The following is a 10,452-nucleotide window of genomic DNA, read 5'->3' on the forward strand; positions in this document are numbered from 1 at the left end:
CATAGGGAAGCCCACTCTGGTACTGTTTGTTAAAAATACTCAATCTTGAAATTTTACCATAGTACAAACCTAAAGGGTGGCCCCGAAAAATATTATCGATAGCCCTTCCTTTGCCGTATATACTGATTTTGATTCCAGATGCTTGGAGCAGTCCGACAAAAGTCTCGGAGGTAAACTGGCTACCCTGATCTGAATTAAATATAAGGTTTACCCCATTTGTGTATGGCTTCTCTGGTGAGTGTTGTGCACCAGTCGGCGGTCATGTTATTGGAAAGCCCCCAGTTAAGGATGAACCTGCTGTGAAGATAAATAATGGCATAGAGGAATATATATTCTCTGCTCATGGGCAGGTAGGTTATATCCGAAGCCCAAACTTGGTTTGCCCGATTTATTTCAAGGATTTTCAACAAATAGGGAAACTTGTAAGTCGTCTTGGGATTAAGCTTTGAGGTGTGAGGAACCAGTATTATGGACTTTAGACCCATCAATTTATACAAACGGTAGATCCGCTTTGGGTTTAATATCCAGGCTGGACAAGCATTTTGGACATAATCCAACATCCGAGCAAACCCATAAAAAGGCGTTTTCAGCTAATGCTCGTCCATCAGACGCATGACGTACAGGTTCACAGGGCTTTCAGATTTAAGCTTATAATACCAGTTGGTACGGGGCAGGTAGAGCAGCTCACATTGGCTGCGGATACTCAAAACCTCTGCATTACTGACCATGACATACCTTTCTTTTTTTGGAATAATAACAGCTTTTTTTTGAGGTAATCCAACTCCATTTGAAGCTTGCCAATCTCGGCAAAGAGGTCATTCTGATTTTGTTCCGAACCAACCAATTTTGGCTTTTGGTTTCCATGACCTGTTTGGCCTTTGACAAAAAGTCCGACTTCCAAACAGAAATTTGGTTGGGGTGGAGTTCGTACTTTTGGCGTAATTCAGACAAAGCCTGCTGCTCTTTCAAGGTATCTAAAATTACCTTGAGCTTGAAATCGGAAGTGAACTTTCGCTTGATGTTTTTCATATAGCAATTTAAGTTTTTTCAACTTAACTGCCAGTATCAAAAATAGGGGTAACTATAGTTTTGCCTGTAAGATCATGCTGGCCGCGTTGCTTTTTGCCTGCCGATTTTGGAAGTGTATCTTTGATCAGCGGCTTCTGCGGCGGTGGTTCGATTAGAATACCTTCGCTTGAAGGTGGTTTGTGTGAGTTTGAGGAGTTTTGACTAAGTTGACGATGCAAATCCGCATTTTCCGCCTCTAACCTCTCGATACGAAGTAGTAAGTAAGCGGTTAATCAACGCCTTCAAGTCTAATATTTTTTTGACCAACTCTTCCATAATTTCACCTATGTAAATAGCGTACCTAAACAGCTACGAACTTTTGATTAAATTGAAAATTAAATTTATTAATTTGTTTACCTTTTTAAATAACAGTTGTATTACCCCTTGAATACCAAAATGGTATTTATAAATTGCCCTAAATAAATCTGCAGATAACTATGGCAAAATCAAATTACATGGACGATTATGAAATCGTTAGAAGATTGGAACAAGAGTCAAACGTAGTGTATCAATACCTGTACGAAAGACTTTTTCCTGTATTTCGCAAGTGGCTTCACAAAAACGGAGGAACTTATGAAGAGGCTGAAGATATTTTTCAGGAATGGCTGGCCTATTTTGTTCTTTATATTCGACGAAACGGATTTAGGGAAGATGTACCATTTTGGGCTTTTGTAATTCGTAGCCTTAAAAATAGATGGCTAAACGAATTGAAGAATAAGAAATTCAAGTTTGATAGTGTTGATGAAAATATTCTTATAGCCTCTTCTGACCCCGACCCAATGCAAAATCTGGTTAATAAAGAGCCAGGGCTTACCAAAAAAATTAGAAAAGCAATCGCTAAGCTTACTGAAAAAGAACAAATCATCATCCAGCTGTTCATGGAGGGTTTTAAAGACGAAGAAATTGCCCAACAATTAGATTCGACGGCCAAGTCTATCAAGACTCAAAGACATCGTGCTTTTAAAGATTTAAAGGATTTACTAAAGTAAAACAACAATAAACACCATGGAATTAACACCCGAATTACAAGATAGATTGGAAGCTTATGTGAAGGGCGAACTGCCTTTCAACGAACTTACCGAAATGGCATCCCTCATTGAGGCAAATCCCGAACTGAAAGAATTCACCGAGCTACTCAATGGTTTAGAAGTGATTTCCATTAAAGACCGGCTGGCATTGATTCACCACGACTTGGAAGAAAAAAATGCGTTTGATAATGAAGAGTTCGACGAAGTAGATGCCGAAATAGACGCTCTTTTCTTTACCCTTGATGAAATTGACGCTAAAATAGAAACGTTAGTTGGAGATTTATTTTCTATAGGCAACTCGCCTTCCGAACCTCTTGTAGAGAATAGCGATGATTCTTCAGGTATGGAAGCACCTACTAACCCACCTGTAGAGGAAGCTGATGATGAATTTGGCGACTATTAGATACAACAACATTCGATAAAGTACTTAGCAAATAACGAATTATGCCATCCCAAATTGACCAATTCCTTGCTGCAAATGGATTAAGCCAATATATCATTCTTTTCAGAGAGAACGATATTGAAATGCAGCAGTTGCTGGTATTGACTGAGAATGATTTTGAAAAACTGGGCATCACTTCATTTGGACACCGAAAACACTTATTTGACAGCATACAAAAGCTTATTGCCTCGATTCAAGAACAATATTTGGAAGAGAAGCGAGCCGTAAGCCAACACTTTGCAGTCAAGTTCCTAACGGGGTATGCTATAGTTGCAGTTATCGGCTCCATAATTGCCCAAATATACGCACCTCAATCTGAATCGCTTACAGGTAGTTGGTTTGTGGATGGGTTGATTATTGCGGCGGCACTCGTGGCTTTTATGAGCCCTACGGTGATTGCTTGGTGGCGTGCCCACGAATACAAATGGGCCATTTTATTGGGCAATATCTTTTTGGGCGGCACTGGACTTGGGTGGGTGGCCTGTTTGGTTTTTTCTTTCAGCGTCATCAATCCTGCCACGGCCGCAGTTTTAGCATTACTTTCAACACGTCACCGCCGATAACTCTAACCCCTTACACTTATGACTGGGCTCATCGTTCTATTACTAATCCTAAGAGCACTCGCTCTTTTCATCGCAATTATTGCCTCCATTTCTACTTTGCAGGGCATTCACAATGGAGGTCTTTCAACTATCGCTTTATTGTCCAATGAAAAGTACCTTGAGCTACTCATGCCAACTGCAGTTTCTTGGACAGTATTTTGGCTGTTGGGACAAGAACAACTCTATACCCTTTTGCTTACTATGTTTTCATAATGCTATGTTTTCATAATGCCCTTCTTTAAAAACACCTTATCACCTAACAATTACAATCAATGAAAAACAAACTTGCTTTTCTGGGGATACTTGCCATTGCTCTGATGGGTTGCGGAGGAAAAGAAGAAGATAAAGAGCAGGAAATTCCGGTTGAAAAAATCAAAAGTGACTTAATTGGCAATAGCATCCCTGTATGGAATTTTGACTACCTATCGGAATTTCAGGATTTTAAAATACTGAAAACAATCATTGCCGATAACAGAGCGGAATGTGATGCCTCAGTCGTGCTTTTGGATGAACAAACCAACAAAACGCTTAATTGCGTTATTCGAGTAATGTATGAGAAAACATATTCAGTATGGTCATTTCAAAGAGTAATGCTTCAGCGAATAGTTTACGAAAACACAGCCCCAACCAATGGCTGGCAAAAGGTCAATCCCATTAATAACTGCTCTTTTGTACTCGAAAAAACCGACAAAAAATTTACGCTTTGGAATCCATGCAACGGAAAGAAATTTAATTTGGGAGGGAGTGAAGGAGTACACTTAGATCAGTCTGCGTACTGTGATTCACTCTATATCCAAAGCCAGGAAAAAGAACCCATAAAGGTAAGTTTCGTTTACCGTCAATATATCCAAAGAGACTAAATATACACACTTTTAATCAAAGTTGAAAAAAGCTAAACCGAAACGCTAAAACCATGAAAGAATTCCTCCGCAAAAGAAAATTTGGCATTACTGTCACCTTCTTTACCTTAATCGTCATTGTCCAAGGCTGTAAAATCAGCGAACTCGAAGACCGAGTGGGTAGTCTCAATTATAAACTCAGCAGCCTTGAAAGTGATGTCAATTCACTGGAAAGAAAAGTACAATACGGTTACTGAAATGAATCTCAACCCTCTAAACTGCCCATGCAATGCGTTTATTCAAAATTTTCATCATCGTACTTACTCCCTTTATGTTAGCTTCTTGTGGCAGATATAATCATGACTACGAACGGCTTTGGGGAAAGTGGCAAAATGTTGAGGGCAAAAAAATGTCCCCTCTAATCTTCGACGAAAATGGAACAGTCATATTTAGTAACCCCAAAAAAACGGGAGGTTTCGATACAATCGCTTACGATATTAGACCGATTGGCGAAGCATTTAGGGTTACCTTTTACAAACAGCAATTGGATTCAATCAATCGAGAGATTCGAATCATCAAAAGCGTTGGAACACTCGTGCCCCGCTATCCTAACAATGTCTATTTTACATTCAATGAATTAGGAATTAAGGGTGTTTTTCAAAAAACATCGCTTCAGTCCGGTTTTTGGATTTCGGCAAAAGATAAAATAAAAAGTTGGCTGCCCTATTTGATACCACCCAAAAATAATGCCCCCCGAATGGAGAGTTACGGGTTTGGGTCAGGCTTAAAGCACGGATTATTCATTTATCTTACATTCATTTTGAAAATTTTAGGTTATGAATGTGGCTTGTATGCAGAAAATAATCTCGGCTGGCCTTACTGGGTAGGTTTTGTTTTGGCTTTGTTTCTATTTTCCATTTTTAATGGAAGGAGCTAAAATGGCACCATAGAGAGTCTATTTATTTTGACCACAAACAACAATACGATGTTCTGGACTTACATTTTCTTCATATTCTTTCTCGGATTTTTTGTGGTGTGCCTTTCAGCAATGACGTTCGGCTTTATCCCTTTTATAATCAGTATGCTTCTTGACGAGCCCGTGGCAAATCCCTCTGACCAATCCCCAAAAATCCCAAAGCGTTTAATAAGAGGGATACTATGGCCTGTATCTTTTGTTATCCTTATCGCTTTTTGCACCTTTTGCTCTGTTTTTTGCCTTCATTGCTTCAACTACTTTACCGCTAATGGCGACTTCAGCAACTTAAAATATCTAATACCCGCTATTTGTCTTCTATTTTCAGCCTGTATCATGAGCGGTGTGTATGGGTCACTTATTCAACTTGCCCTGATTTTGGAGAAGAGGATAACCTAAACGGGTTGATGATGCTGGTTAATATGACGCTCGCAATTGCTGTATGCACGTGGGTGATGTATAATTGGAAAGATAATTATGAAATGCTGAATAAGCCCGTCTTTGCTTGGATAACTGAACTCATTTTTAAAATACATCAAAAAATAGTGGAGTGGGGATAATTAATGGATTCCTTTAAGTTTCTTAGGTAAAAAAATAACCATAAAACTGATAAAACCAAACCTTAAAATCACTTTTGACCTAATTTGAACATGAGAAAAAGTAAAAACTTTATTCCTGTTTTATTATCTATCATAGGTTTTTTTATCCCTATTCTTATTGATGATAGTTCTTGGGTGGATTTAGTAGAAAAGTCGTATTAGTTCTTTAACCTAATGATGTTAGGATATTCAGATAAAACTACACTTATTCTTGTAGCCATTCCGATAATAGCCTTTTCTACTTCATTACTACTATCTTTTTTTTTCTTTTTAAAAAATGATTTCAAAAATGCGTCTTTGTGCCTTTCAATTGGTGCAATAACTATAAGTTATTTACATGTATATTTAATACTACTGAAGCCAAAATCTTGGGGAGATTTTATTTTTTGGAACCCCTTTGTAGGATTTTGGTATTATATCTATCCATGTGTCATTTGGTGGGCTTGGCTTATGGTAACTTTAGAAAAAAAACAAGGAAAATTCAACTTTTATGTTAATTTTGAAACACTAAAAGTGATTGTTAAAGTAACATTTCGACTATTTATTTTTATTGCTGTGTTGTTCGGTACGTATAGCTATTACGTAAATGGAATTCATTATAAGGATATTGTTGAGTTAAATAGTGAATGTGATATTTGCCCTCCTAATGTAAAGATTTCACTCCGTTCAATTAAGGGTGGATTAAATAGCGATATGTTTCTTTTTCAAATTAAAAACTTCAACTCAATTCCTTACAAGTTCATATTTTATGATGATGACCGAAGTTTAAAAATAATAAAATTACAGTTGTTTACAAAAAAAGAAAAAATTGAAAAATTAAACATTTTGAACCGAAAAGACTTGGGGAACAACGTAATAGTTCCCCCTTTTGAGAAAAGGGCAATAAAAATTGAGGTTAAAGATCATCGTTTATTAAAAGGAGACAGCTTTTCAATTATAAGTGTAGATGCCGAAGAAGGCAAAGTACTTTTCAGTATCAAAGATATAAAATTGACTCAATAATTGACCATTCTATTTTAACTACATTGTCTTAATGGGTTCGTAAACTATCAGCATAACTTTTAAAACGCTCAAATTGTGTTGTACTCAATCCCCTAAAGCTCTCCGCTCTATCCATAAATATCTGTGAAGTACTGTCTTTATATGTTGCTCCACAGGACTTTATAACTTCTCTCATTGCATTCATTACGGTATTGGGATTAACTCCATTCGTCAAGTTTTGTTGTGCATTTAAAAGTGCTTCATGGCATAATGGAGTTCGAGATTCAAGGGTGCTCCCATTAGGGTAAACTGATTGAAGAGAATCTCTACCCCAAATAATCTCCTTAACACTATTATTCAAAGAAGTTTTTGCAACATCACTACATTTTGATACGCCAATAAAAACCCCAACCATAAGCCCGCCAAAAAATAGATAACTTAGTGAGATAAGAACAACGTTAATTAGCGTGCGCAGCTGAAATGCCTTTCTCCGTCCCTGATGAGTTTTTAACAACTCAACCCAGACTGATAATGTTAAACCCTCTAACTCCGAACTTTTTGATGACTTATCACCTTTTTTCGGGTGTTCTTTACTTGTTGCCACTATTGTTGGCAACTCGGCTTTTGCTACATTAATTGTCTTTACTTTCGCTATTTTCGAGGTCTCCTTGCTTTTAGCAATGACCTTCAACAATGTCATGACTTTATTAATAGCGACTGTTCGTTCTTCTTCACTAATCGCATCCTCACACTGCTGCTTCCATTCCAATACTTGTTCGTTTTGGGGGCGTAACTTCAATAATTTCTCTGCCAAATCAAGGGCATGGTGGTAACGTTTATCTTCTATGGCTTCCTTCAACTCTGCCATTTGGGATGGAATCTCGTCTTTAATATCAAACAATTCAGCGGCTGATTTTACTCTTTTGTGAATATTTTTTACCAAACAACGGCGTATCATTGTTTGGTAGGGTTCTTCGATAGTGGCCAAACGCCCGGGCAAGATTACGTTGGTGATTCGCTTGTTCAACACACTCTTAGATGGATACCCTGATTTACCGGTTGTACTATAATTGAAAGGGTTTTCGCCCCCCGTCATAATCTCGTACAATATTACTCCAAATGCCCATAAGTCCACATTGAAGCGCATTTCAGATTCTTCCAGTTGCTCAGGGGCTTGGTGGGCAGGCGAGCCGCCAAGGATTGTATTATTGAAAATGGTTGATTTGATAAACTGGTCATCCGAAACGACTTTACTCAGTCCAAAATCAGTAATCTTGGGCACAAACCAACCTTTGGGGTGCTTGGCAATCAATACATTGCCGGGTTTTAGGTCTCGGTGTACAATGTTATGCTTGTGTAAATGATCAATCCCCGCCAACAAACCCACAATAAGTTTATCTCGATACTCTGAGGAAAGTATCAGGTGTTTACTATCATCAGTAGGTAATTGTGTTTTTTTTAGGAGTTGAAACAGGTTGCCGTCTTCGTAGTATTTCATTACGGCAAAGTCCCAAGCACCAGAGCCTTTGATATTGAAGCGATGGCAGGAGTCATAATAGACAATATTGGGATGCTTAGGCAAAGTTTTTGCCGTTTGTACCTCATCCATCAACGATGGCCTGTGAGGTGCAAATTCGCTGACTTTGATGGCGACGTACTCATTTTGAGTTTCGTGATAAGCCTTCCACACCTTCCCAAAGCCCCCTTCGCCAAGTTTGGCGTTGGGGTCTCTATCATCCCAAACATAATCATCCGTGAATTCCTTTAATGTCTTGTAATGAGGTTCGTTTGGCATATACTAAAAAATGAAGCTTAAAAAATGTCTATTTCATTTTTATTTTCAGAATACCATTGTTGTTCTTGAAAGAAACGACTCGGTCATTTTTAAAATGAACTGTACTATTTCCGTAATCCCATGTTGCTTCATTCAGCCCTGAATAATCATGAATCTCATCAGGCTGTCCCTGAACTTCTAAAACTAAGTCAGTTGAAGCGCCAATATAGAAATAGGATTTATTTGTAGTTATTTTGGGGGTCATCTCAATTTTTAGATTATCATTAGAGTTTTTAAAAGCAACAACTCGGTCATTTTTAAAATGAACTGTACTATTCCCATAATCCCATGTTGCTTCATTCAGCCCTGAATAATCATGAATCTCATCAGGCTGTCCCTGAACTTCTAAAACTAAGTCGGTTGAAGCGCCAATATAGAAATAGGATTTATTTGTAGTTATTTTGGGGGTCATCACAATTTTTAGATTATCATTAGAGTTTTTAAAAGCAACGACTCGGTCATTTTTAAAATGAACTGTACTATTTCCATAATCCCATGTTGCTTCATTTAGCCCTGAATAATCATGAATCTCATCAGGCTGTCTCTGAACATCCAATACATCATCCGTCGTTGATCCTAAGGTGAAATAATCTCCTGTTGTACTACTTTCAGATGATGATTCATTTTCAGTAGCAGTTTCTGCTGGCAACTCCTTTCTCAAACTACTCGTATCAACTTCAGGTGTAGCGTTAGGGGAAACAGGATTTACCCAAGCTGTAGTATCTACGGCGGTAGAGTCTGTGTACGATGGGTTAGAGGGGTCATTTTGGGAGGGAATTGCCCATTTCAATACGCCAAAAAGAACAACTATTCCCAGAGTTTTCCAAACCCATTTAAGATTTGAATTGCCTGTCGTTTGACCAGTAGGTTTGTTGTGGTGAGGAGATGGGGTAGGGTTAGAAGGCGTGACAGTTGGTTCATTAGATGGTGTTATCAAAATCTCTCCCGTTGGTTTTTCTTGCCTTTCTGATTTTATAATCTGACGACATTGAGCCACCAAGGTATCAAATTTTTTACAATGAGGCAGCTCTTTATGGTAAGCCTCTGCCAACGCCAGCGCCTTAGGGTAGTCCTTAGAAATGATTAATTTGTTTATTTCCTCTATCTTGGCAGGTAGTCGCCTGAGTATTACTCGTAAGTCTTCGGCATGGAGTACTCGCTTATTAATGTCTGTCACCAAGCACCATCGAATCATGGTTTGGTATGGTTCAGGCACCCCTTCCAAGGCTTTGGGTAGTATTCCCTCATTGATTTTACGATTTACCTCTATGCGTGCTGTCTCCGAATCGCTATCGGCGCCATCTGAGCGAAACGGAACTTCACGGGTTAGCAACTGATAAAGTATCACCCCAAATGTCCATAAATCTACGTTGATTCTCATTTTGGCATTTCTCAATTGCTCAGGTGCCATGTAATAGAGAGAACCCCCCATTTTTGAGTTTTGGAATACTTCAGAAGTAAAGAAATCCCCCTCTTTCAATACCCTGCTTAGCCCAAAATCAGCAATTTTAGGCACATATTTGCCCCTTTTGATTTCAATTAATATATTTTGTGGTTTTAGATCGCGGTGAATGATATTGTACCGATGCAGGTAATCAATACCATTGAGGAGTCCTTCAATCAAATAATTGAGATCTTCGTTTGTAAATTTCACAGCAGGACGCTTATCGGGAATACCATTTATCAATTTTGCTAAATCTCCTTCGGGGAAATATTCCATAATGGCATAGTCATACAACCCTAATCCGCTGATATTGAATCTGTGGCATTTATCATAATGAGCCAAGTTGTCGTGTTCAGGGATGTTTTCAGTAACTTTGAGTTCATTTTCGAGCGAAGGTTGCTTTGGGTCGGGATTTACCCTTGCAATTTTAATAGCCACTTCTTTTTGCAATGGTTTGGAAAAAGCCTTCCATACCTGACCAAAACCACCCTCGCCGAGTAGTTGTTCAATATTGTTACTATCCCAAACATAGTCCTTTTGAAATTCGAGAAGAGTTAAGTACTCCTTAGGTTCTTGTGACTTCATCTTATTTGCCTTATTTTATATCCTTGACATAATCATTTCTTTGTCATATTTCCCGTA

At 38.3% G+C, this 10,452-nt stretch carries 13 protein-coding genes; 8 read left to right on the plus strand and 5 right to left on the minus strand.

What is annotated here, in order from left to right:
* Window positions 1-194: 194 nt before the first annotated feature.
* The 3 genes from AC23N5_RS17670 to AC23N5_RS17680 form a co-directional block, all read right to left on the minus strand.
* On the minus strand, window positions 195-560 hold the full coding sequence (locus AC23N5_RS17670) for a DDE-type integrase/transposase/recombinase (RefSeq protein ID WP_487756603.1): 366 nt from the start codon (window positions 558-560) through the stop codon (window positions 195-197).
* A 157-nt stretch (window positions 561-717) separates the two neighbouring features.
* Window positions 718-1,029 (minus strand): transposase, encoded by a 312-nt coding sequence (locus tag AC23N5_RS17675; protein WP_487756604.1) that lies wholly within the window; start codon window positions 1,027-1,029, stop codon window positions 718-720.
* A gap of 23 nt (window positions 1,030-1,052) precedes the next feature.
* Window positions 1,053-1,277, minus strand: coding sequence for a hypothetical protein (locus AC23N5_RS17680; protein WP_487756739.1), 225 nt, complete (start codon window positions 1,275-1,277; stop codon window positions 1,053-1,055).
* Window positions 1,278-1,505: 228 nt separating this feature from the next.
* Between AC23N5_RS17680 and AC23N5_RS17685 the strand changes: the two genes are divergently transcribed.
* The 8 genes from AC23N5_RS17685 to AC23N5_RS17720 all read left to right on the plus strand — a co-directional run bounded on the left by AC23N5_RS17685 (window position 1,506) and on the right by AC23N5_RS17720 (window position 6,553).
* Window positions 1,506-2,057 carry an RNA polymerase sigma factor gene (locus tag AC23N5_RS17685; RefSeq protein ID WP_487756605.1) on the plus strand — a complete coding sequence of 184 codons (552 nt, stop codon included), beginning with the start codon at window positions 1,506-1,508 and terminating at the stop codon, window positions 2,055-2,057.
* Between the two features lie 16 nt (window positions 2,058-2,073).
* Window positions 2,074-2,499, plus strand: a complete 426-nt coding sequence (locus tag AC23N5_RS17690; RefSeq protein ID WP_487756606.1) for a hypothetical protein — start codon at window positions 2,074-2,076, stop codon at window positions 2,497-2,499.
* A gap of 41 nt (window positions 2,500-2,540) precedes the next feature.
* Window positions 2,541-3,101 (plus strand): superinfection immunity protein, encoded by a 561-nt coding sequence (locus AC23N5_RS17695; protein ID WP_487756607.1) that lies wholly within the window; start codon window positions 2,541-2,543, stop codon window positions 3,099-3,101.
* A gap of 18 nt (window positions 3,102-3,119) precedes the next feature.
* Window positions 3,120-3,353, plus strand: a complete 234-nt coding sequence (locus tag AC23N5_RS17700) for a hypothetical protein (RefSeq protein WP_487756608.1) — start codon at window positions 3,120-3,122, stop codon at window positions 3,351-3,353.
* 59 nt (window positions 3,354-3,412) lie between these two features.
* Entirely contained in the window at window positions 3,413-4,000 is a 588-nt protein-coding gene (locus AC23N5_RS17705; RefSeq protein ID WP_487756609.1) for a hypothetical protein, read from the plus strand.
* A 53-nt stretch (window positions 4,001-4,053) separates the two neighbouring features.
* Window positions 4,054-4,236 carry a hypothetical protein gene (locus AC23N5_RS17710; protein WP_487756610.1) on the plus strand — a complete coding sequence of 61 codons (183 nt, stop codon included), beginning with the start codon at window positions 4,054-4,056 and terminating at the stop codon, window positions 4,234-4,236.
* Window positions 4,237-4,268: 32 nt separating this feature from the next.
* Complete coding sequence (locus AC23N5_RS17715) at window positions 4,269-4,916, plus strand: hypothetical protein (RefSeq protein ID WP_487756611.1); 648 nt, start codon at window positions 4,269-4,271, stop codon at window positions 4,914-4,916.
* Window positions 4,917-5,725: 809 nt separating this feature from the next.
* Window positions 5,726-6,553 carry a hypothetical protein gene (locus AC23N5_RS17720; protein ID WP_487756612.1) on the plus strand — a complete coding sequence of 276 codons (828 nt, stop codon included), beginning with the start codon at window positions 5,726-5,728 and terminating at the stop codon, window positions 6,551-6,553.
* A 28-nt stretch (window positions 6,554-6,581) separates the two neighbouring features.
* Here AC23N5_RS17720 and AC23N5_RS17725 read toward each other — a convergent pair whose 3' ends face one another.
* Together AC23N5_RS17725 and AC23N5_RS17730 are read right to left on the minus strand one after the other, a co-directional pair.
* Window positions 6,582-8,327 carry a protein kinase domain-containing protein gene (locus tag AC23N5_RS17725; RefSeq protein ID WP_487756613.1) on the minus strand — a complete coding sequence of 582 codons (1,746 nt, stop codon included), beginning with the start codon at window positions 8,325-8,327 and terminating at the stop codon, window positions 6,582-6,584.
* Between the two features lie 28 nt (window positions 8,328-8,355).
* The gene (locus AC23N5_RS17730) at window positions 8,356-10,395 is read right to left on the minus strand and encodes a serine/threonine-protein kinase (protein WP_487756614.1); all 2,040 of its coding nucleotides are present in this window, start codon (window positions 10,393-10,395) and stop codon (window positions 8,356-8,358) included.
* Between the last annotated feature and the right edge of the window lie 57 nt (window positions 10,396-10,452).

Source organism: Runella sp. R5_40 (assembly GCF_057652295.1).

Excerpts from the sequence above, each read along its gene's own strand:
- AC23N5_RS17710 (WP_487756610.1), top strand. The coding sequence starts at position 4,054 with ATGAAAGAATTCCTCCGCAAAAGAAAATTTGGCATTACTGTCACCTTC.
- AC23N5_RS17670 (WP_487756603.1), bottom strand. The coding sequence starts at position 560 with ATGTTGGATTATGTCCAAAATGCTTGTCCAGCCTGGATATTAAACCCA.
- AC23N5_RS17715 (WP_487756611.1), top strand. The coding sequence starts at position 4,269 with ATGCGTTTATTCAAAATTTTCATCATCGTACTTACTCCCTTTATGTTA.
- AC23N5_RS17685 (WP_487756605.1), top strand. The coding sequence starts at position 1,506 with ATGGCAAAATCAAATTACATGGACGATTATGAAATCGTTAGAAGATTG.
- AC23N5_RS17725 (WP_487756613.1), bottom strand. The coding sequence starts at position 8,327 with ATGCCAAACGAACCTCATTACAAGACATTAAAGGAATTCACGGATGAT.
- AC23N5_RS17695 (WP_487756607.1), top strand. The coding sequence starts at position 2,541 with ATGCCATCCCAAATTGACCAATTCCTTGCTGCAAATGGATTAAGCCAA.
- AC23N5_RS17720 (WP_487756612.1), top strand. The coding sequence starts at position 5,726 with ATGATGTTAGGATATTCAGATAAAACTACACTTATTCTTGTAGCCATT.
- AC23N5_RS17700 (WP_487756608.1), top strand. The coding sequence starts at position 3,120 with ATGACTGGGCTCATCGTTCTATTACTAATCCTAAGAGCACTCGCTCTT.
- AC23N5_RS17690 (WP_487756606.1), top strand. The coding sequence starts at position 2,074 with ATGGAATTAACACCCGAATTACAAGATAGATTGGAAGCTTATGTGAAG.
- AC23N5_RS17675 (WP_487756604.1), bottom strand. The coding sequence starts at position 1,029 with ATGAAAAACATCAAGCGAAAGTTCACTTCCGATTTCAAGCTCAAGGTA.
- AC23N5_RS17705 (WP_487756609.1), top strand. The coding sequence starts at position 3,413 with ATGAAAAACAAACTTGCTTTTCTGGGGATACTTGCCATTGCTCTGATG.
- AC23N5_RS17730 (WP_487756614.1), bottom strand. The coding sequence starts at position 10,395 with ATGAAGTCACAAGAACCTAAGGAGTACTTAACTCTTCTCGAATTTCAA.